This window comes from Paenibacillus sp. JNUCC32 (assembly GCF_014863545.1).
Lineage (GTDB): Bacteria > Bacillota > Bacilli > Paenibacillales > Paenibacillaceae > Paenibacillus_AQ > Paenibacillus_AQ lautus_A.
In genome coordinates this window covers 5,976,088-5,996,246 of record NZ_CP062260.1, presented here as the reverse complement: position 1 = coordinate 5,996,246, position 20,159 = coordinate 5,976,088, and the positions used below count along the sequence as shown (strand labels likewise).

General features: G+C 54.1%; 20 protein-coding genes. 5 read left to right on the top strand and 15 right to left on the bottom strand.

What is annotated here, in order from left to right:
* Nucleotides 1–121 precede the first annotated feature (121 nt).
* Entirely contained in the window at nucleotides 122–340 is a 219-nt protein-coding gene (locus JNUCC32_RS26515) for a DUF378 domain-containing protein (protein ID WP_009593023.1), read from the bottom strand.
* Nucleotides 341–508: 168 nt separating this feature from the next.
* Complete coding sequence (locus JNUCC32_RS26510; RefSeq protein WP_192570319.1) at nucleotides 509–1,405, bottom strand: LysR family transcriptional regulator; 897 nt, start codon at nucleotides 1,403–1,405, stop codon at nucleotides 509–511.
* 157 nt (nucleotides 1,406–1,562) lie between these two features.
* Here JNUCC32_RS26510 and JNUCC32_RS26505 point away from each other — a divergent pair, with 157 nt between their 5' ends.
* Entirely contained in the window at nucleotides 1,563–2,606 is a 1,044-nt protein-coding gene (locus JNUCC32_RS26505) for a YeiH family protein (RefSeq protein ID WP_192570318.1), read from the top strand.
* Nucleotides 2,607–2,898: 292 nt separating this feature from the next.
* Complete coding sequence (locus JNUCC32_RS26500) at nucleotides 2,899–4,368, top strand: alpha-amylase (protein WP_192570317.1); 1,470 nt, start codon at nucleotides 2,899–2,901, stop codon at nucleotides 4,366–4,368.
* A gap of 133 nt (nucleotides 4,369–4,501) precedes the next feature.
* Here JNUCC32_RS26500 and JNUCC32_RS26495 read toward each other — a convergent pair whose 3' ends face one another.
* The gene (locus JNUCC32_RS26495; RefSeq protein WP_192570316.1) at nucleotides 4,502–5,401 is read right to left on the bottom strand and encodes an ABC transporter permease subunit; all 900 of its coding nucleotides are present in this window, start codon (nucleotides 5,399–5,401) and stop codon (nucleotides 4,502–4,504) included.
* A 19-nt stretch (nucleotides 5,402–5,420) separates the two neighbouring features.
* On the bottom strand, nucleotides 5,421–6,329 hold the full coding sequence (locus tag JNUCC32_RS26490) for an ABC transporter permease subunit (protein WP_192570315.1): 909 nt from the start codon (nucleotides 6,327–6,329) through the stop codon (nucleotides 5,421–5,423).
* Nucleotides 6,330–6,593: 264 nt separating this feature from the next.
* Between JNUCC32_RS26490 and JNUCC32_RS26485 the strand changes: the two genes are divergently transcribed.
* Entirely contained in the window at nucleotides 6,594–7,070 is a 477-nt protein-coding gene (locus JNUCC32_RS26485) for a glutathione peroxidase (RefSeq protein ID WP_009592987.1), read from the top strand.
* Nucleotides 7,071–7,250: 180 nt separating this feature from the next.
* Here JNUCC32_RS26485 and JNUCC32_RS26480 read toward each other — a convergent pair whose 3' ends face one another.
* Nucleotides 7,251–9,227, bottom strand: coding sequence for a glycoside hydrolase family 127 protein (locus tag JNUCC32_RS26480; RefSeq protein WP_192570314.1), 1,977 nt, complete (start codon nucleotides 9,225–9,227; stop codon nucleotides 7,251–7,253).
* Between the two features lie 139 nt (nucleotides 9,228–9,366).
* On the opposite strand from JNUCC32_RS26480, the gene JNUCC32_RS26475 reads away from it, so the two are divergent.
* Nucleotides 9,367–10,191, top strand: a complete 825-nt coding sequence (locus JNUCC32_RS26475) for a helix-turn-helix transcriptional regulator (RefSeq protein WP_015737880.1) — start codon at nucleotides 9,367–9,369, stop codon at nucleotides 10,189–10,191.
* A gap of 185 nt (nucleotides 10,192–10,376) precedes the next feature.
* Here the strand turns inward: JNUCC32_RS26475 and JNUCC32_RS26470 are convergent, their stop codons facing one another.
* The 4 genes from JNUCC32_RS26470 to JNUCC32_RS26455 all read right to left on the bottom strand — a co-directional run bounded on the left by JNUCC32_RS26470 (nucleotide 10,377) and on the right by JNUCC32_RS26455 (nucleotide 12,647).
* Nucleotides 10,377–10,778 (bottom strand): VOC family protein, encoded by a 402-nt coding sequence (locus JNUCC32_RS26470; protein WP_009593028.1) that lies wholly within the window; start codon nucleotides 10,776–10,778, stop codon nucleotides 10,377–10,379.
* Between the two features lie 29 nt (nucleotides 10,779–10,807).
* A complete protein-coding gene (locus JNUCC32_RS26465) occupies nucleotides 10,808–11,305 on the bottom strand; it encodes an SRPBCC family protein (RefSeq protein ID WP_015737883.1) in 498 nt (165 codons plus the stop codon).
* Nucleotides 11,306–11,403: 98 nt separating this feature from the next.
* On the bottom strand, nucleotides 11,404–11,748 hold the full coding sequence (locus JNUCC32_RS26460; RefSeq protein ID WP_192570313.1) for an ArsR/SmtB family transcription factor: 345 nt from the start codon (nucleotides 11,746–11,748) through the stop codon (nucleotides 11,404–11,406).
* A gap of 158 nt (nucleotides 11,749–11,906) precedes the next feature.
* Entirely contained in the window at nucleotides 11,907–12,647 is a 741-nt protein-coding gene (locus JNUCC32_RS26455; protein WP_192570312.1) for an HAD family hydrolase, read from the bottom strand.
* A gap of 219 nt (nucleotides 12,648–12,866) precedes the next feature.
* Between JNUCC32_RS26455 and JNUCC32_RS26450 the strand changes: the two genes are divergently transcribed.
* The gene (locus tag JNUCC32_RS26450) at nucleotides 12,867–13,748 is read left to right on the top strand and encodes a class I SAM-dependent methyltransferase (protein WP_192570311.1); all 882 of its coding nucleotides are present in this window, start codon (nucleotides 12,867–12,869) and stop codon (nucleotides 13,746–13,748) included.
* A gap of 129 nt (nucleotides 13,749–13,877) precedes the next feature.
* Here JNUCC32_RS26450 and JNUCC32_RS26445 read toward each other — a convergent pair whose 3' ends face one another.
* The 6 genes from JNUCC32_RS26445 to JNUCC32_RS26420 all read right to left on the bottom strand — a co-directional run bounded on the left by JNUCC32_RS26445 (nucleotide 13,878) and on the right by JNUCC32_RS26420 (nucleotide 20,142).
* On the bottom strand, nucleotides 13,878–14,912 hold the full coding sequence (locus JNUCC32_RS26445) for a CdaR family transcriptional regulator (RefSeq protein ID WP_192570310.1): 1,035 nt from the start codon (nucleotides 14,910–14,912) through the stop codon (nucleotides 13,878–13,880).
* Nucleotides 14,913–15,095: 183 nt separating this feature from the next.
* Nucleotides 15,096–16,244: a glycerate kinase family protein gene (locus JNUCC32_RS26440; protein ID WP_192570309.1), complete on the bottom strand. Its 1,149-nt coding sequence runs from the start codon at nucleotides 16,242–16,244 to the stop codon at nucleotides 15,096–15,098.
* 29 nt (nucleotides 16,245–16,273) lie between these two features.
* Nucleotides 16,274–16,444 carry a hypothetical protein gene (locus JNUCC32_RS26435; protein WP_267132923.1) on the bottom strand — a complete coding sequence of 57 codons (171 nt, stop codon included), beginning with the start codon at nucleotides 16,442–16,444 and terminating at the stop codon, nucleotides 16,274–16,276.
* Nucleotides 16,445–16,649: 205 nt separating this feature from the next.
* Nucleotides 16,650–18,188, bottom strand: a complete 1,539-nt coding sequence (locus JNUCC32_RS26430) for a solute symporter family protein (protein WP_192570308.1) — start codon at nucleotides 18,186–18,188, stop codon at nucleotides 16,650–16,652.
* A 136-nt stretch (nucleotides 18,189–18,324) separates the two neighbouring features.
* The gene (locus JNUCC32_RS26425) at nucleotides 18,325–19,836 is read right to left on the bottom strand and encodes a solute symporter family protein (RefSeq protein ID WP_009593011.1); all 1,512 of its coding nucleotides are present in this window, start codon (nucleotides 19,834–19,836) and stop codon (nucleotides 18,325–18,327) included.
* Nucleotides 19,837–19,842: 6 nt separating this feature from the next.
* On the bottom strand, nucleotides 19,843–20,142 hold the full coding sequence (locus JNUCC32_RS26420) for a DUF485 domain-containing protein (protein WP_009593006.1): 300 nt from the start codon (nucleotides 20,140–20,142) through the stop codon (nucleotides 19,843–19,845).
* Between the last annotated feature and the right edge of the window lie 17 nt (nucleotides 20,143–20,159).

Here is a 20,159-nt window from a genome sequence, read left to right as displayed (position 1 = left end):
GGACAGTTTCAAAGTTTTGGACATTAAAAAAAGCCGGTCCCCAATAGGGACCGGCTTTTTGGCTTATGCAAACCCGGGCATTTCTTGTCATTCGCGTTATGTTTATGTCACTAAATATAACCTACTTAGCTGTTGAACGGTCGTCATTCGTAACGTCACCGAAGAAGCGGATCGAGTACAGTGCACACAGTCCGACAATCGTATAGATGATGCGGGAGCCTACAGAGCTCTGCCCACCAAACAATGCAGCGACCAGGTCGTATTGAAACAGACCCACGAGCAGCCAGTTGATGCCTCCGATAATCAATAACAGCAATGCGATGGTATTAAATGTTCTCATCGTTTAACCCTCCTTACGCCCTTTTTTTCATGTCATTTCTTATATGGTTTATACAATAGATTCTGGTAACTATTTTTAACCAACAATTGCATTTATAATCATGACCGGACAAAAAAACATCCCTAAGCGGGATGTCCTTGATACTCGATTCGAAATCGCCTTCTTCCCCTACACTTCCTTAGGAAATCCACGCTGTTGACGCAGAAGCTCCAGAAAGATCTCAACGGCCTTGGTGTGATAAGGCGTCTTCTGCGTAATCCATGAGAACTGGCGCGCCACCGGCTTGCCATCCGGTACCAGCATATGCAGCGTTCCGAGTCGAATCTCCTTGCGCACCGCCCACCTCGACAACAGCGTAACGCCAAGGCCTGCCTCCACGGATTCCTTGATCAACTGGGTGCTTCCGAACTCCACGATATGCTTAGGATGAACATGATACCGGGAGAACATCCGCTCCGTTGCCTCGCGGGTGCCCGAACCGGCTTCCCTGACAATCCAGGTCTCATCCGCCAGCTCGGACAGCGGCACCTCCTGCAGATGGTCATACCGCCCGTCACGGGGGACCATCACCACCATTTCATCCTCCGCGAAAGCCTCGATATGCAGCTTCTCATCCTGATAGTCGCCCTCGACGATCCCGATATCCGCCTCATGTCGCAATATCATCTCCGCCACCTCCTTGGTGTTCCCGATTGTAATCGACGGGCGGATCAAGGGATAACGCTCCCTCATATAAGCGATCAAATGCGGCAGCATGTACTCCCCGAAGGTATAGCTGGAGCCGATGGACAGATGGCCGCTTGCCCGATGCATCAAATCGTCCACAAGGGCGTTCATGCGGGTGTACAGGCCCAAAATGTCCTTCGCATGATGGTATACGATCTCTCCCGCTTTCGTAAGCCGGACGTATTTATTGGTTCTCTCCAGCAGCTTGGTGCCAACGGAACGCTCCAGCGCCTGGATATACTGGCTTACCGCCGGCTGTGTCATAAGCAGTTCCTCGGCCGCGCGGGTAAAATTCCCCTTGTCTACGACGGCTACGAATACTTCCAGTGCTTGATCCACGCTTTTAGCCCCCTTCGTTCCAGATCCATATTTGGTTATGCGTTATATTACCATAATAAATTACTTATGATGATCATCATAATGATTTATTTTTCTTATTCTAAGCAATGGGATACGATGGGTTCAGACCAACCGAACGAATCGGAGGTTATGTCTTATGGCTGAACCCGCATATTCCAAATCTCAAGAGCATGTCCATCGTCTGGTTCGATGGACGCAGCATTCGCTGCCCGCCACTGCTGGCGGCGTAGCCTTTACCTTTGTCATCGCCCTTATCGGTTACGGATTAGCCAGCGTGCCGGGCCTTGGCTATCTTGGCCAGCTTGCCTGGGCAATTCTGATCGCCGCTGTATACCGGCAGCTCCGCGGTTACCCGGAGAGACTGCGCATCGGGATCCAATTCACGGCCAAGCGTCTGCTGCGCCTAGCGATCATTCTATATGGCTTAAAGCTGAATATCGGCGTCGTATTCCAGCAAGGCTTGGATTTAATGCTGAGAGATGTCATCAGCGTCGTGTTTGCGATCGGGCTTACACTAATGATTGCCAAATGGCTGAAGGCCGATATGTCCCTGTCCCTTCTGCTCGGGATCGGAACAGGCGTATGCGGCGCGGCCGCCATCGCCGCCGTGTCCCCGATCGTGAAAGCCAAGGAAAAGGATACCGCGCTTGGAGCAGGGCTTATTGCCTTTCTCGGAACCATCGTCGCGATCGGTTATACCCTCGTCCAGCCGCTGCTTCCCTTATCGGATACCCAATACGGCATCTGGTCGGGCGTAAGTCTTCATGAGATCGCCCATGTGGCACTCGCAGCCGCTCCGGCAGGCGAAGATGCTCTTGCGATCAGCCTGCTTGCCAAGCTTGGCCGCGTATTTCTGCTCGTGCCGCTCAGCATCGTGCTAATGGTCTGGATGAAGCGGACCGGACGTTTGCAGAGCCAAACGCGGATGGAGTTTCCCTGGTTCCTGCTTGGCTTCATCGCAGCGAGCTTGCTGGGAAGCTGGGAATTTACCGGACAACCGATCATTCCCCTGCCGATCAAGGATACGATATCCCAGGCAGCCTCCTTCATCCTTGCCATGGCGATGGTGGGACTTGGCCTGAATGTCCACTTGAAGGACATACGCGGCGCCTGGCGGCCGCTGCTGGCCATGGCCATCACCACCGTGCTTCTGATCCTGCTGACTTATGCCATGGCATAAGCAATCAGGTGACGGCCCAGTGCACGAAACGAAAAGCCATTCCCTGCTCGCGGGGGATGGCTTTTTGGCGGTGAATGCCTCCAATCCCTTTCCATCCTCCGAGCTTTGGATTCAGACCGACTCCGGTTTTTGCAGCATGGCCAGCCCCGTCTTTTTCTTTCCATTTTAGGGTAAAACTAAAAGGGCGGGGGTGTCCGATCTGGGGGGACGGTTTAGCTCCCCCGCTTTCTTGGGTATTTGAGCTTAGTATGCAGTCATCATGCAGAGCGATCAGGATAGAGGAGATGGAAGTATGCAGCGAAATCATACGATTATGCAATTCTTCGAATGGCATGTGGCAGCCGACGGCTCCCACTGGAACCGGCTCAAGAACGCAGCGCCGGAGCTGAGCAAGGCAGGGATCGACGCGGTTTGGATTCCTCCGGTGACAAAGGCATCGTCCGCCGAGGACAATGGTTACGGCGTTTACGACCTGTATGATCTGGGAGAATTCGATCAGAAGGGAACGGTTCGCACGAAGTACGGAACCAAGCAGGAATTGACCGATGCCATCGCGGCCTGCCAGAAGAACGGGATCGCGGTTTATGTGGATCTGGTGATGAACCATAAGGCGGGCGCCGATGAGACCGAACGTTTCCGGGTGGTACAGGTCGACGAGATGGATCGGACCAAGGATATTTCGAAGCCGTTCGAGATCGAGGGATGGACCAAATTCACGTTCCCCGGCCGGGGGGACCAATACTCTGCCTTCCAATGGAACTTCACTCATTTCAACGGGACCGATTACGACGAAATCAACAAACGTTCCGGCATTTACCGCATCGTCGGCGAGAATAAATCGTGGAGCGACAAGGTGGACAATGAATTCGGCAATTACGACTACCTGATGTTTGCCAACATTGATTACAGCCATCCGGATGTGCGCAAGGAAATGATTGCATGGGGAAAATGGCTGGTGGATACGCTGCAATGCAGCGGATTCCGGCTGGATGCGATCAAGCACATCAATCATGACTTCATCAAAGAATTTGCGGCAGCCATGAAAAAAAAGCGCGGCGATGATTTTTACATCGTGGGGGAGTTCTGGAACCCCGAGCTTCAGGACTGCCGGAATTTCCTGGATACGGTGGATTATAAAATCGATCTGTTCGACGTGTCTCTTCACTATAAACTCCAAGCGGCTTCGAAAGCCGGCCGCTCCTTCGATCTGCGGACGATTTTCGACGATACGCTCGTGCAATCGCATCCGATGAATGCCGTCACGTTTGTGGACAATCACGACTCGCAGCCGCAGGAATCGCTGGAATCCTGGGTCGAGGATTGGTTCAAGCAGAGCGCTTATGCGTTGATCCTGCTGCGGAAGGACGGTTATCCTTCGGTCTTCTACGGCGATTATTACGGAATCGGCGGCGAGAACCCCATTCCCGGCAAACGGGAAGCGATTGATCCGCTGTTGTATGCCCGGGCGAATCGGGCGTACGGCGAGCAGGATGATTATTTTGACCACCCGAATACGATAGGCTGGGTCCGCCGCGGCATACCGGAAATCGAATGTTCCGGCTGCGCGGTGGTCATCGCCAACGGCGAAGCCGGGGATAAGCGAATGTTTGTCGGCGAGCATCGCGCCGGAGAGGTATGGGTGGATCTGACCCGCACCCGGAAGGATCGCGTAACGATCGGCGAGGACGGCTTCGGCCTGTTCCCGGTGAACGGCGGCAGCGTGTCCGTCTGGGCTCACCCGGATATCCCCGTAGAAGCGTGACAAACCGCATTCGGCATGGACATAAAAAGACCGGAAGAAATCGGCTTCGGCAGAAGCTTGCCTCCTTATGGGAAGCACCTGCATAAGCTTTCATTCTTCCGGTTTTTTTGCGTTAACAGCCAGAGCCCCTCAATCAGCCCTTAACCTGAAAACGGCGGCGCAAACCCTCGCCTAACAGGTTGAACGTGATGATCAGCAGCATCATGGCAAACGCCGGATAGACCACGAATTGGAACTTCCCAAGCCAGATGTCTGCCCGATGCTTGGACAGAATGGTCGCCCAGTTATAACCCGTCTCCACGAATTCCATGACGTAATAATTAACTTCCTTCCATTCATGACCAAGGAAGATGTTCACGATCGCAAGCTGGCCGAGCAGGAGCATGACCTTCCCCATATCCAAACAGAAGTTGACGATCACTTCGGGGAACATGACCGGGATATAGTAATTCTTCGTCAGCGTCCTCGTGCGAAGACCTAACGCGGTTCCGGCCTCCATATAAGGCTCGCTTGCCATCTTGTGGGCCTGCTGCTGAATCGTGATGGCCACCCGCCCGGCTTCGACGCTAGCCAGAATCAGAATGGCCCAGCCCATCCGCTGCTGGGAGAAGAGAAAGAACGGAAGCGCAAGCAGCAGCGCGGATGCGAAGACCGGCGGCAAATAGGAGCACAACTGGTTCCAAAAGGTGATGAACCGGTGGGTGAACCCCTTTTTCTTGCGGGCAATCAATCCCAGGGGCACCCCGATCGCATATCGGACAGCCGTAATCGCGAGCACCAGCAGGATCGTATCCTTGGCGGTCACAACCAGCTTGCTCAGGTTATCGACCCCTCGCTTGTCCGATCCAAGCCAATTCTTCGAGGAAGGCTTATAAGGCGGCAGGGTCAGCTTCTGCTTCCCGTCCTTCATGACCCATCTGGAGGGTTCCTTCTTTAAATCCTTATCAATGAAGGGCATGTAAGGCCCCGCCAGCATAACGAAAACAAAGAAAGCAAGCAAAATACTGCCTATCCATAAAGGAAAGTTCTTCAAGACGACTCACCTCGTATCTTTATCGTGGATCAAAGTACTTGCGTGCCGAATGACTGATCCATTGGACGATCATGAACAGCACCATAAAGGAAAATGCGATATAAATAATGACACCCGGTTCATAATTGCCGCCGGTGCCGCTGAACGTATTGAAATCCAGTGCCAGAAACAATCTCCACGCCGCCCCTGGATAGTTGCGGTAATATTCCACCACGAGCAGGTTGGATAAGATAAAGACAAGCAGGCCCGGAAGATGGGTCAGGATGGTCGCGATGCCGTTGCGCAGCATATGTTTGTAGACAACCTTCCGGTCGCTCAGACCTTTGGCTTTAGCCAGCAGTATGTACATCTTGCCTTCCTGTGCGAGCAGCGAGGCCGACGTGATTCGGGCAATGAAGAAAATCGGGTAAATCGAGACAAGCAGCGAAGGCAGCACGAAGGCCTCCCAACCATCAACCGCAAAATAACGGATAGCCGGAACATGCTTAATAAGCACCCACTGGGCGATCAGCATCAGGAAAAAATCCGGAATGGACTGGAACAGCCATGTCGTCCAGTGCCCCAGCGCGCTAAATTTGGTCTTGGACAATTTGTAGTCCAGGACTCCCTTCAGAATGCCGAACACGAATCCTATGAATAAAGCGGATACAATAACGAGCAGGCTTTTGCCGACGGCTCCGAAAGCGGCCGCTTCCCAAGACTGGCCGTTATATCGCGATTCCCCCAGCGTACCGTTCTGAATCGCCGCTGCAAAATAATCCCGGATATGCGTTACATACTCACCCAGATCAAAGGAATAATTTGTCACCCATAAATTGCTGTCCAGCGACAGATTCAGATCCCTTGGAACCAGGACGATGAGGACGATGAACATAAAAGCCAGCAGGCTGGTCACCGTCGTTTTGAGCATTTGCGTTTTTAATCTCATACCGTCCTCCCACACATGATTTCAGTAGTACCCCTCTTGGTTCATTCGATTAAGCACTTATTCTACTACTATCATACATCTCCTAAATAAGTCCAGATGAAAATACAAAATTTTACTTTTGATATTTCCGCATCAGGTATTGAAATTCATATATCCATGTACCCGCTCGCATAAACCCTGGATGTCGCCCTATCAAATTGCAATCCGCCGTAAAAGGATATACTCTGAACTTAATACATCTCATTGGAGGAGGTTTCTACGGCGATGTCGATCTATGAATATGAAGTAAAAACGATACGCGGCGAATCCCAAACGCTGGAATCTTATAAAGGCGACGTCATGCTGATCGTCAATACGGCGACCAAATGCGGCTTTGCCCCTCAATTCGACGGTCTGGAGAAGCTGCACCAAACCTACCGCGACCAGGGATTGGCCGTTCTCGGCTTCCCCAGCAGCCAATTCATGAATCAAGAGCTGGAGGAGGATGCCGCGATCGAAGAGGCCTGCAAGCTTAATCACGGCGTCACCTTCCCGCTGTTTTCCAAGATCGATGTGAACGGCACGAACGCTCATCCGCTTTACAAATATCTGACCAGCGAAGCCCCCGGCGCACTGGGCATCAAGGCGATCAAATGGAACTTCACCAAATTTCTGGTGGACCGCAGCGGCAAGGTGATCAAGCGCTTTGCACCGACGGACACTCCGGAGAAGATGGAAGAGGATATCAAGAAGCTGTTGTAAACCGGTGCAGGACAGGATCCATCCTCCGTTTGCTTGTCACCTAAAAAAGGGCTTGCCCGAGGTCCATCGACCTTGGGCAAGCCCTTTATGTTATGATGCTTGGCATCGTCATGGTTATGGTACGCAGCATTTTCCGGCTGTGTTTCCAATCTCTATCCGGATAGGCCGTCTGTACGATCTTTATACCGTGCGCGGCAGCTCGCGCACCCAGACGGCCATTTCATTCTCGCCGCGGTTGCCCCATAAATAATAGGGAATAGCCTTTAATGATGCGGGAAGCATCTTTTTGGGAGAAGAACGATACAGCTGCTCATCGCCCCAATCGTCAGACTCTTCAAGCCACCCGGCTCCTTCTATGACAACCGCTCCGCCGAGAAGATTCGGATCAAATCGCGAACGAAGCTTCGGATCGCCCGCAAGCGATAGCGAGGATACAGGCACTCCATGATCGACGCTTTCCAGGCAGTATACGAGCGGCCCGCGCTGAATCGCGGCCTTGCCGGCATTCCCCCGTATATTCGGATTGGCTCTGACCTGATGGATCTCCATGGAGAATGCCAACTCCACGGTGTCTCCCGGCGCCCATACTCTCTTCACGCAAGCATAGCCGTCTTGAGTAATATCCTCCACGTTCATTTCTTGCCCGTTCACGCGCAAGCCGGCTTTGCCGCGCGACCAATCCGGAATGCGAAGCGCCACCGTCCACTCGACAGCCTGCTCAGGCTGAAGCGTAAGCGTAACGTCCCCGTCCCATGGCAGCGCGCAGTTCTGCATTACCTTCACAGGCACGTCCCCGAACCGCACCTCCGCTTCGCCGCCGATGTACAGATGGGCATACAGCGTATCGTCATTCATCGTATACACGTATTCGCCCAGCGATGACAGAAGCCTTGCCACGTTCGGCGGGCAGCAGGCGCAGGCGAACCATCCCGGCCGAACCGGCTTCACATGAGCCTTGCCCGGATTATGGCGGCAGGCCGCAGGCCATACCTCAAGCGGGTTTACATAGAAGAAATGCCGCCCGTCCTGAGCCATGCTGCCAATGACCGTGTTAAACAGCGCGCGCTCCATCACGTCCGCATACTCGGATTTAGGTGCCAGCTGGAGCATACGTTGGGCAAAAAAGATCAAGCCGATGGATGCACAGGTCTCGGAATACACGGTATCATTCGGCAGATCGTAATCCGTCGTAAACGCCTCGCCGTGATGAGTGGAGCCGATCCCTCCGGTAATGTACATCTGTTTATGGACCATGTTGCGCCACAAGGCATCGCAAGCCTCAAGCAGAGCCGGGTCCTTCGTTCTGGCGGCCAGATCCGCCATCGCCGTGTACATATATACGGCCCGGACCGAGTGCCCGACGGCCTCCTTCTGCTCCCTAACGGGCAGATGGCTCTGATGATAAGCCAAATGCGGGGCGTGCAGCACCGAGCGATAGAAGGATTTCTTCCCGCGCTGTTCCCACTCCTGAAGGAAGAAGTGGGGTTCCGTCCCGCGCTCATCGATGAAATATTGGCTCAGGCTCAAATATCTCGGCTCTTGAGTCACCTCATACAATTTCACCAGGGCCAGCTCAATCTCCTGATGGCCGTCAAACCCATGGATTTTCCCATCCTCGGGTCCAAAAACGCTATCGATATGATCCGCCAAGCGGCATACCACATCCAGTAGCTTCCGATTTCCCGTCGCCCTGTAGTGAGCAACTCCGGCTTCAATCATATGACCGGCGCAGTACAGCTCATGGCAGTCCGTCAGATTGGTCCAGCGTTTCTCCGGCTCCTTCACCGTAAAATACGTATTCAGATAGCCATCCGGCTGCTGGGCGTCGGCAACCAGATCAATCAGTTCATCCACCTGTTCTTCCAGCTTCGGATCCCGATGAGTGGCCAGCGAATAAGCCGCAGCCTCAAGCCATTTGGCGACATCGCTGTCCTGAAACACCATGCCCCCGTATTCACCCTCGTCCCTGCCGGCAGCGATGCGAAAATTGGATACGCCATGGCTCGGCTCAATGCCCGGAATTCGATCATGGAGGGCCTCGTATTGGTAGGGAATCACCACTTCCCTTACCAGTTCTATGTAACTCGACCAGAAGGGGTCGGTCAGTTTCACTTGCTTAAGAGGCACGGCAGCTGAACGCGTAGTAAGAGTCATCATCTCGGATATACACTCCTTTTGGGGTTCGAATAGGATAAAGCCTCGACACTTCCCATTCTACGATCTATGATAGGATGAAAACGATAACAGAATCGACCTAATTTCTTATACGATTTCACACTTCCTTGGAGGTGTTACCATGTCGGAACAAAGCGTGCTTTCCTTCACCTCTCTGCCGCTGCCCTACTTCCTTGAATCCGGTAAAACGCACTACATGCCGGGCGAATCGCATCCGAACCGGAGAAACCTTGGCGTCTTCGACCTCATCCTCGTTCAACGCGGCTGCTTGTTTCTGGGCGAGGAGAACCTGCAGTGGGCACTACGTGCCGGGGATATGGCCGTATTGATGCCGGACGCGCACCACTACGCTGTGCAAGAGTGCCGGGAGGAAACCTCCTTTTATTGGCTGCATTTTCAATCGGCGGCAACGAGCACAACCGATCATGCGTCGATCTCACACAATATCAAGCTGCCCAGGCAAGGCCATATCCCTTATCCGGAGCAAGCCTATCAGCTGTTCGATTCCTTGCACCTTCAGGCTACGGAGCCGAGATCTACGGCGTTTTGGCGCGAACAGACCCTGTTTATCGAGCTGCTGGAGCTGCTGGATCCGTCGCGGTCCGATCAGGAGCAATCGCGGGTGCGCAAAGTCGCGGAGCAGGTGGAATCCTATATCAAAATGCATTACCGCGAGCCCATCAGCAACGCACGTTTATCGTCTGACCTGCATTTCCACTACAATTACCTGACGCGCTGCATGAAGGCCTCGCACGGCTTGACGCCAACGGAATACCTGCTGCAGTACCGCCTGGACCAGGCGAAGCGGCTGCTACTGACTACCCAGTGGTCCATGGCCCGGATCGCGGAGCATGTGGGATTTCAATACCCGCCCTATTTCTCCCGCCGCTTCTCCGCCCGTTTCGGCCTGTCGCCGCTGCAATTCCGAAAGCAGTACACGGAATAAGCAGCATAAGCAGCGGCATGGGATTTGCGGCTGCGCATTGCTATATTCTTCCGTTGGGCATGCGGTGAGGGACAGCACGGCTCTTGATCGAGAGCATCAAGCTGCGCAATGCCTTCCTTGCAGCGCAGCGCAAAAAGGGACAGGCCCCTTCCGGGCCCGTCCCTAGATTAATCAACTGCTCAAGGCTACGCTTCGCTTGGCAGATTAAGCTGCCAGGATACGCCGAACTTGTCCGCGATCCAGCCGAACTTTTGGCTGAATCCATAGTTATCCAGCGGCATCATCGCACCTCCGCCATCGATCAAAGCACCGTATACCTTCTCGATCTCGGCTTCGGATTCGCAAGTCAGATAGATGGAGAAGGAAGGCGTGAACGTAAACTCATGCTTCACGTTGCTGTCGATGCACATGAACGTTTGTCCCTTCAACGAAAAGGCCGCATGCATGACGCTTCCCTCGGCTCCCGGCTGATTGGGTCCATAACGGGTAATGCTGATGATTTCGGAATCCTCAATAATGGAAATGTAATGGTTCATAGCTTCTTCCGCGTTGCCCTGAAACATTAAAAACGGGGTCACACTCTTCATCGATAACACACGCTCCCTTATTCATCGGTTTAAGATGGGTAGTTTATCGTTCCTGTCTCTAACAGCTGCTTCAGCCCCTCAAACATATAACCCCAGCCATGCTCGGTTTGGTCATGGTATTCGGTCAGCGCTTTTTCAATATCCTCTGCGGTCCAGTCTTCCTCATGAGGGACAACGATCTCCTGGGAGAACGTCATTTCGCATCCCGCGTCTACGGCTTTGAACTCCACCGTAATGCGGTCCACGGTGTCGCTGAACTGGGGCATCTTGAAGGTGAGCACCAACTTACGCGGCCGGTCTATGACCAGATACTCTCCAATGGCCCGGTACTCCTTGCCTTCCCTCACGTCAACAATCTCCCAGCTTCCGCCCACGCGCGGATCGTTGCGGGCGATTTTGTTCGTTGTTTCCATCGTAAACAACCATTTCCTCATCATGTCGGGATTTAACCAGGCATCAAATACTCTTTCCGGCGCTGCCTCAAATTGGCGTTTCATGATCAGCGTGGTAGTGGAGGCGTTATCCAATGTTAATCATCCTTCTCTTATCAAAAGTGGTATTGCGTCTATTTCCCTACGTTACTCATCGTTGTCCAGGATGTTCAGCGGTATTCCTAAGGATTCTTCTAGTGCTCCTCCCTCTTCGCTTTGTTCAGCTCGCGTTCAAGCGCATCAAATTGCCGGTCCCAGAATCGTTCGTAGAATTGCAGCCATTCCATCGCTCTTGACATGACGTTCGGATTCAGACGACAGGTATGCGTCCGTCCATGGATGGACCGTTCGAGCAGGCCGGAGCGCTCCAGTACCTTGATATGCTTGGAGGCTGCCGCAAGCGACATGTCAAACGGTTCAGCCAGCTCAGATACCGTCCGTTCCTGCGATGCGATCATGCGCACCATCTCTCTTCGGGTCGGGTCAGCCAGAGCATGGAAGATGTGATCCAGTTGTTCTTCATTATTTTGTTCAACCATATGGTTAACTATAATGGGCGAATTTCATAAAGTCAACCATTCGGTTGAATATAGAACAAAAAAAGCCAAGCCCTTCGTTTAAAGAGCCTGACCATAGCCTTTCGAACAATGCGGCAGCAGCCCGCTTGGGCAGCGGATCAGGGGGACCGCCCATTTTGTTATCCGATAATCTCTTCCAGCAGCCGCTCGAGCTCTTCGTAACTCGCAACGGTATGCTGCGGCCGATGCTCCGATTCCGGCCCGACGCTCCGGTGATTGAACCAAATTACATGCCAGCCCGCAGCCAGGGCTCCGACCACGTCATTGCGCCATGAGTCCCCGACGTAATAAGAGTTCTCCGGCTTCGTCCCGGTCTGCCTGTTCACATGGTGGAAGATCCGCGGATCGGGCTTGTCCCAGCCGACGGCACCGGATACGAATAGCCGATCCTCCGGTATCAGGCCGCCCAGCTTCATCGCCGCGATTTTGTTCATCTGGTGTTCGGTCGGTCCATTGGTAATCAAGCCTACGACATGCCCGGCATCCGCCAGTTTCATCAGAAGCTCCCGGGCGCCCTCAAACATCGTGATGTTATACTGCAGGTCCAGATACGTCTGCTGTACCGCTTCGGCCTCCTCAAGAGTCAGTCGCACGCCGAATTCGGCCAACGCTAACTGAAACCGGCGTCTGCGCATATCCTCGACCGCATCCCCGTAAGCTGCCGTTCCGGCTCCTCCCAGCTCGACGGACAGCTTGTCGCTGTAATAGCGCATCCGATGGTAGGCGGCTTCATAAGGAAATGCCTCATCGGGATTGGCAATCTCCTGCACGGCCTCGCGAAAAGGCGCCAGATGGTCATACAATGTATCGTCCACATCGAAGAAGATCCCCTTCGTTGCTGTTGGTGTCTTCATGTTCATCCCTCTTCCTCATTCGATTCCTCTATTGTACCCGCATCGGCACTACCCGGGTCAAGCCCGTCTGTTAATAAGTTCCTTTCCTATGATATGATGGCATTACAGCGGCAGAAAACGGCGATTGGAGCCTTCGTCTATAATTGCGCAAGCCAAGAAAGCACCTTTTGTTATGCCTGATGCCTAATGCCTGATTCATGTACCCGGATAAGGAGATGAGTAACGATGACCAAGGATATGACCGAAGTGTGGAGCAAGGATTTTGTTCCCGAGGGAAACCGTGCCAGCAACGTGGATCGTTTTACCGGCTTTGAGGATACCTACGACCAGCATCGCCCCGAAGCCCCCCAGGAGGTTGTCGCCCTGCTGACAGGCTATTTGGAACGCAAGCCCTCTGTCGTCGTCGACTTGGGATGCGGAACGGGGCTTTCCTCCTTTGCATGGAAAGACGCGGCGGATCAAGTCATCGGGGTTGAGCCGAATGATGATATGCGCGGCAAAGCCGTCGCCAAATTGCAAACGCTGGAACAGGAAGCACGCAGCAGCGGCACGGATATCGCCGACATCAAGTTCGTCTCCGGCTATTCCAACCAATTGGCGCTGAAGGATCAGTCCGCCGACATCATCACCTGTTCCCAATCCTTTCACTGGATGGACCCGGCCAGCACATTGAAGGAGGTTTCCCGCGTTCTGCGTGACGAAGGGATATTCGCGGTATATGATTGCGATTGGCCGCCGAGCCTGACCTGGAAGGTGGAGCAAGCCTACCATGAGCTGATTGAACGGGCAGAGGCCATCATCGACGACCATGTGGAGCCTCAGGAGCAGGCCTATAAAGGAAATAAGAACGAGCATCTGAAGCATATCCGGGAAAGCGGACTGTTCCGGTTCTCCAAAGAGATCGTGTTCCACCATATGGAGCCGTTCACCGCCGACCGGTATACCGGCCTTGCCGTCAGCCAAGGCGGCATCCAGACCGTATTCAAGCTGAAACCAAACGAATTGAACGACAACATCGAGCAGTTCCATGCGCTGGTCGAGGAGCATTTCCAGGGGCGGACGCTTCCCGTGATGCTCAGCTACCGCATGCGGCTTGGCATTAAATAAACAGAAGGGGCAGCCCAAGGTCTCTCGACGCTTGGAACTGCCCTTTTGAACGTGAAGAACGAAGAATGCGGGGTGGTAATCATCCACAAAAGATTATGGAGATAAAAGCCGCCCATGCTTGAGCGGCCATCACCTTCTCCACATCAACCCGCACAGCAATTCAAACAGATCCAGCACATGGCGCGGATTTTTGCCAGTCAGCTGCTTGATCCGGTTTAAGCGGTAGTTCAAGGTGTTCCGGTGAATGTTGAGTCTTTTGACCGTGCTGTTATGATCACCGTTCTCGGCAATGTAGACCTGAAGCGTCTCTATCAGATCCAGCTTGTCTCCGCCCTGCTCCAGCAACGGATACAGCGAGGCATGAGCATCATCCGAAGTATGGGACAGTCCGATCAGAAACCTTAAATCCTTATAAAAATTCACCTTGCGATGGGGATCGATGTTCATTCCCAGCTCCAGGGCGGATACCGCCTGCTCCAGCGAGGTAGAAGCGAGCTCCTCCTGCTCCCCGATCCCCATGCGAAGGACTTCGTCCAGGTCGATCAGCCTGTCCAGAAGACTCCCGAATCTTAAGACATCCGTCACGAAAAATACGGTTTTGTCATTCTCCAAGTTCCAGCTTTGGGGGTACGCTTGCTGCAAATGGCGGAACGCCTTCTCGCCCATCGAGCTCTGCACTAACAGCACCCGGCATTTGCGCGTCAGGTCAAGCCCATAGGCTTCAGCACGCTCCATAAAAGGCTCATCATAAGGAGCCTTGCGATAGGATAGCTCATGATAGAACTTCTCCCGGTTTTGACGTTGGTTTAACATCGCCTTGTTCTGACGCTCCTGCTCGATCAATAACACAACGGTCACCTGGAGCAAATTGCTGAGCGGTCTCACCTCATCCGGATGACCTGTAATGCCAACAACGCCGATCACCTCATCATCCACCACAATGGGTTCGTTCACACCGGGCTTCATGCCGCCGCCGGCTTCATAAACCTCATAGATCCGTCCGGTTTGTATGGCTTTCTGTGCACCTGTATGCAGCGTGCCGATCCGCGCGGGGTCCCCGCTGCCCATAATGATTCCGTTCTCATCCATCACGTTAATGTTGTAAGGAATGACGCGCATCATTTCTCTTGCGATATTTTCCGCCAAAGGTCGTGATAGTTTCATGCATGATGCCCCTCCTAACATGCCTGTCATGTGTTACCAATATGATGACATTGTAGACTCCATAGGAAAAAAATCTTTTCCTAGTGTGCACATCCGGCTGCCGATCCATATCCCGCCCGCAGAGAAAAAAGAAGCCGCCCCCGGCAGGTCAGCTCCCTTGCATCCTCTTTAAGAAGGGTATGATTACTTGTTCAAAGAAGCCATGAGACGGACGATATTCTCGGATGTTCTCTCCACGTTCTGCACGCCGTTCGCCAGCGCCTCCGACAGCGTGGCAGCACCCGGCATGATGCCGAAAATCGCGTCCATCCCTTGATCATACAGCACATCGATCCCGTCACCAACCCGGCCGGCCAGAGCAACGACAGGCTTGCCATGCTTCTTCGCCACTCTCGCGACACCGAACGGAGTTTTGCCATACTGCGTCTGGAAGTCCATCCCGCCTTCGCCGGTCCATACCATATCCGCCTGGCGCACTTTCTCTTCAAGTCCCGTATAGTCAACGACCATATCGATCCCATTCTTCAGCGTCCCGTTCAGGAAGGCCATCAGCCCGCCGCCAAGACCACCGGCCGCGCCGGCGCCTGGATAGTCTATGATATCCTTGCCCAGCTGCTGCTTCATTACCCCGGCGTAATTCCGGAGATTTCTGTCCAACTGCTCGATCATCTCCGGCGTAGCGCCCTTCTGCGGTCCGAATACATGAGAGGCTCCCGTTTCGCCGCAGAGCGGGTTGGTCACGTCGCAGGCCACTTCGACCTCGACATCCTGAAGCCGCGGATCAAAGCCGCTTAAGTCCAAGCGCGCAAGACGACCCAGCTCCCCTCCGCCAAAAGCAAGCTCCTTCCCTTCCGCATCCAGCAGCTTGCCGCCGAGCGCCTGAACCACCCCGGCACCGCCGTCATTCGTCGCGCTGCCGCCGATCCCGATCAGCAGCCGGCTTACGCCGTGGTCAAGGCAAGCCTTGATCAGCTCGCCCGTCCCGTAGGTGGTGGTCACCAGCGGATTCCGCTGTGCGATCGGGACCAGATGAATTCCGCTGGCGCTGGCCATTTCCAGTACCCCGGTGCTGCCATCGCCTGAAATGCCGTAGGATGCCTCCACCTGATCGCCCAACGGACCCGTCACGGTGACGGTATGGACCGTACCGCCCGTAGCATCCACAAGGGATTGCATCGTACCTTCACCGCCGTCAGCCATGGGCACATGGATACACGTCACATTCGGGTTTCCCTTCTTGATGCCGCGTTCCATCGCTTCGCAGACTTCCTTTGCGGTCATGCTCTCTTTAAATGAATCGGGCGCGAGTACAATAATATAATCCTGCTTCATGGTTATCCCCTGCCTATCCTTAATATATTTCACTCCACAGTACGATCTCTTAAAAGATCAATGGTAGCTCCGCCCAGCAGGCCTCCAATGACAGCGCCTCCAAACAAGGCATAGACCGGGTTCACCTTTCTAAAAATCAAGACAATGGCGATAATCAGTCCGGCAACGGCTCCGCCCCAATGTATAACTGTCCCATCCATGTTGTGAATGCCTTAAGCAATATAGCTTGTGAACAATGATGTAATCATGCCTTATGAAACTATGATTGCGCTTACAGGATACAGTATAACCGGAATGTCGCGTTCAATCCTATTGACGCCATAACGGTATTTATTGTGCACATGCACAATGAACGGTACAGGGAAACGATCGTGGCCCAAACTAAAATTCATATGTAATTAGCAGTTATCCCAATTCGCGAGAACGGTTTTCACCCGGCGCGACATGGGCAACGGCCTGCATATGCTCGAAATGGCCGCTCGAACCCCGTTTACGCGATAGCAGGGTGCCGACGATGCCGCCGGCGAACCCGATCGGAATGGAGACGATGCCCGGATGCTTAAGCGGGAAGATTGCTTCCGCCCGAATCCAGCCTGCCACTGGGTCCATTACATTGGGCCCGACAGCCATGAGCAGCAAAGAAGACGAGAGGCCGGCCGTAATGCTCGATATGGCGCCTTGCGTATTAAATTTCCGCCAAAATAGCGTGAACAGCAGCACCGGCAGGTTAGCCGAGGCGGCAACCGCGAAAGCAAACGACACGAGGAACGCCACGTTCAGCGTCTGTGCCCCGAGCGCAAGCACGATCGAAGCCGCGCCAACGACGATGGCCGAAAGCTTGGCCACCCTCATCTGCTGCGCCTCGGTCGCCCGTCCGCTGCGGAAGATGCTGCTGTAGACGTCATGGGCAAACGCCGAGGAGGCCGTGAGCACAAGCCCGGAGATCACGGCCAGTATCGTTGCGAAGGCAACGGCGGATACAAAGGCCATTAAGAATTCGCCGCCCAGCTCGCTTGCGAGCAGCGGGGCCGCCAGCTCCACCCGCTCGGACAATATGGACCAATCAACGAAAGCAGCCGCTCCAAAGCCAAGAAAAATCGTCATGGCGTAAAAAACGCCGATCGTAAACGTCGCCGTTCTGACCGAAGCACGGACCGTACGCGGGTCCCTAACCGTGTAAAAGCGCGCAATAATATGCGGCAGTCCCGCTGTCCCTAACACCAGCGCCATATTAAACGACAGCATGTCCAGCGGGTGGTCAAACATGTTGCCCGCCATCAGAAAACGCTCCTGCAATGGGGTCGCCCTCTTCATGGATTCGAATAAACCGAGCAGATCCCAATCGAACCTTGCCAGCACGATGAGGCTCACGATAAAGGTGCTGCTCACCAGCAAAATGGATTTGACGATCTGCACCCAGGAAGTCGCGAGCATGCCGCCAAACGTGACGTAGACGGTCATTAAGCCGCCGACCAGCACGATGGCGAGCGACGTCTCCAGCCCGAACAGCAAATGGACGAGCCACCCGGCGCCGACGAGCTGGGCGATCATATAGAAGACGGTGATCATCATGTTATTGACGGCGATGCATCCGCGCAGCCGTTTCTCGCCGAACCGGACCGCCACCGCATCCGCCATCGTATACCTGCCCAGGTTATGAAGGGGCTCGGCTATGATGTACTGCACGATCACATAGGAGGCAAGGAAGCCGATCGAATAGAAAAAGCCGTCGAAGCCGTACACCGCAATGGAGCCCGCAATGCCAAGGAAGGACGCCGCGCTCATATAGTCGCCGGAAATGGCTAGGCCGTTCTGCAGCCCGCTGAGACGGTTGCCTGCGGCATAGAAATCGTTCGTGCTCGTTGTCCGCCTGGCGGCATAATACGTAATCATTAACGTGCCGACCACAATCGCCAGAAAAAAAACGATGCCGGATATGTTCACTTGCCTGCCTCCTTCCGCCATGGCCCCAAAATGTTGTTGCTTTTTATTTTACGATAGAATGGCAAAAAAAGGGCGACTCCCTTCGCTGTTAACCAGCGGAGTTCACCCTTTTTTTCATAAGAAACCGTTGTTGGGTTTATGCGCCCGTATTCGCTTTGACCAGCACTTCGGCATACTTCGCCTCATCCTTGGAAGAGGAGAGCAGCGTGCCGACATAGGCTGCCAGGAAACCAAGCGGAATGGAGACGATGCCCGGGTTGCTCATCGGGAAGATCGGATCGCCTACCAAAATCGCTTTGCCGGCCGGATCCCATATATTCGGGCTAAGGGCCACGAGAATCACCGTGCTGATCAAACCCGTCAGCATCCCTGTGACCGCGCCCGTCGTATTAAATCTCTTCCAGAACACGGTGAACAGAATGACCGGCAAATTCGCGCTGGCTGCAACGGCGAAGGCCAACGAGACCAGAAACGCCACGTTCATCTTCTGCGCGAACAACGCTAGCAGGATCGAGACGACGGATACGCCGATCGAAGCGTACCGTGCCATCTTCAGCTGCTCCTTCTCGGACGATTCGCCGCGGCGCACGATTTGGCCGTAGAAATCATGGGCGAAGGCCGATGCGGCGGACAGCACAAGCCCCGTCACCACCGCGAGGATCGTCGCGAAAGCAACCGCCGAGATGAGCGCGAACAGGAAGTCGCCGCCGATCGCTTTGGCCAAGAGCGGCGCTGCCATGTTGCCCGCTTTATCGACCTCGGTAATATCGGCCGCGCCTACGAAGGCGGCTGCCCCGAATCCGAGAAAGATCGTCATCACATAGAAGATGCCGATAATCCAGGTGGCGTACACCACGGAGCTGCGCGCCGTCTTCGCGTCCTTAACGGTAAAGAAGCGGGTCAAAATATGCGGCAGACCTGCCGTGCCGAGTACCAGGGCAAGGTTGAGGGACAGCGTCTCGAGCGGGATTTTGTATTTATTCCCCGGGTTCAGGAAGGCCTCCTGCAGCGGGGTGGCCGTCTTCATATGGTGGAACATCTGGGTCAGGCTGAAATCGAATTTGGCGAATACGATCAGCGAGATGATGAACGTGCCGGCCATGAGCAGCACGGCTTTCGAGATTTGAACCCAGCTTGTCGCATGCATGCCCCCGAAAACAACGTAGATGGTCATGAGCACGCCCACAATCAATACGGACGTGACATAGTCCAAGCCTAACAACAGCTTAATCAGCGCGCCCGCTCCAACCAGCTGCGCAATCATGTAGAAGATGGAGATGGAAATCGTGTTCAATGCTGCCACGCCCCGCACCTTCTTGTCGGAGAAACGGGCGGCAATCATGTCCGCCACCGTATACTTGCCGAGGTTCCGCAGCGGCTCGGCGACAAGGTACAGCACCACCAGGTAAGCCACGAGGAAGCCGATGCTGTAGAAGAAGCCGTCAAAGCCGACTAACGCGATCGAGCCTGCGATCCCGAGGAAGGAGGCCGCAGACATATAGTCGCCGGCAATGGCTGTCCCGTTCTGCCAGCCCTTGAGTCCTCCGCCTGCCGTATAGAAATCGCTCGTGTTGGTCGTTTTCTTGGCAGCGTAATACGTAATGATCAGCGTAAGCAGTACAATTCCGCAAAACAACGCAATAGCCATAGTCGATTACGCCCCCATATCCTTTTTGATATCGTCTACCATTCGGTCAAACTGGGCCGCCTTGCGGGAGTAGAGAATGCACAGAACCCATGTCATGACGAATTGGGCGAAGGCAAATACCCATGCCCACGTGATCGGGCCGATCGCCGGGTGATTCAACACGTCGGTGTACGAAGTAAGGATCGGCAGCGCAAAATAAAACAGAAGAAAAAAGACGGTCATCGGAATAATGAACCGTTTCTTGCGGGAGAGCAGCGTTTTGAATTTTTCGGAATGCCATACTTCGGTATAGCTTTTTTCTTCCATTGCCTTTCCCTCCATTA

Excerpts from the sequence above, each read along its gene's own strand:
- JNUCC32_RS26425 (WP_009593011.1), bottom strand. The coding sequence starts at position 19,836 with ATGGCTATTGCGTTGTTTTGCGGAATTGTACTGCTTACGCTGATCATT.
- JNUCC32_RS26515 (WP_009593023.1), bottom strand. The coding sequence starts at position 340 with ATGAGAACATTTAATACCATCGCATTGCTGTTATTGATTATCGGAGGC.
- JNUCC32_RS26500 (WP_192570317.1), top strand. The coding sequence starts at position 2,899 with ATGCAGCGAAATCATACGATTATGCAATTCTTCGAATGGCATGTGGCA.
- JNUCC32_RS26440 (WP_192570309.1), bottom strand. The coding sequence starts at position 16,244 with ATGAAGCAGGATTATATTATTGTACTCGCGCCCGATTCATTTAAAGAG.
- JNUCC32_RS26485 (WP_009592987.1), top strand. The coding sequence starts at position 6,594 with ATGTCGATCTATGAATATGAAGTAAAAACGATACGCGGCGAATCCCAA.
- JNUCC32_RS26450 (WP_192570311.1), top strand. The coding sequence starts at position 12,867 with ATGACCAAGGATATGACCGAAGTGTGGAGCAAGGATTTTGTTCCCGAG.
- JNUCC32_RS26505 (WP_192570318.1), top strand. The coding sequence starts at position 1,563 with ATGGCTGAACCCGCATATTCCAAATCTCAAGAGCATGTCCATCGTCTG.
- JNUCC32_RS26445 (WP_192570310.1), bottom strand. The coding sequence starts at position 14,912 with ATGAAACTATCACGACCTTTGGCGGAAAATATCGCAAGAGAAATGATG.
- JNUCC32_RS26435 (WP_267132923.1), bottom strand. The coding sequence starts at position 16,444 with ATGGATGGGACAGTTATACATTGGGGCGGAGCCGTTGCCGGACTGATT.
- JNUCC32_RS26490 (WP_192570315.1), bottom strand. The coding sequence starts at position 6,329 with ATGAGATTAAAAACGCAAATGCTCAAAACGACGGTGACCAGCCTGCTG.
- JNUCC32_RS26420 (WP_009593006.1), bottom strand. The coding sequence starts at position 20,142 with ATGGAAGAAAAAAGCTATACCGAAGTATGGCATTCCGAAAAATTCAAA.
- JNUCC32_RS26455 (WP_192570312.1), bottom strand. The coding sequence starts at position 12,647 with ATGAACATGAAGACACCAACAGCAACGAAGGGGATCTTCTTCGATGTG.
- JNUCC32_RS26470 (WP_009593028.1), bottom strand. The coding sequence starts at position 10,778 with ATGAAGAGTGTGACCCCGTTTTTAATGTTTCAGGGCAACGCGGAAGAA.
- JNUCC32_RS26475 (WP_015737880.1), top strand. The coding sequence starts at position 9,367 with ATGTCGGAACAAAGCGTGCTTTCCTTCACCTCTCTGCCGCTGCCCTAC.
- JNUCC32_RS26460 (WP_192570313.1), bottom strand. The coding sequence starts at position 11,748 with ATGGTTGAACAAAATAATGAAGAACAACTGGATCACATCTTCCATGCT.
- JNUCC32_RS26480 (WP_192570314.1), bottom strand. The coding sequence starts at position 9,227 with ATGATGACTCTTACTACGCGTTCAGCTGCCGTGCCTCTTAAGCAAGTG.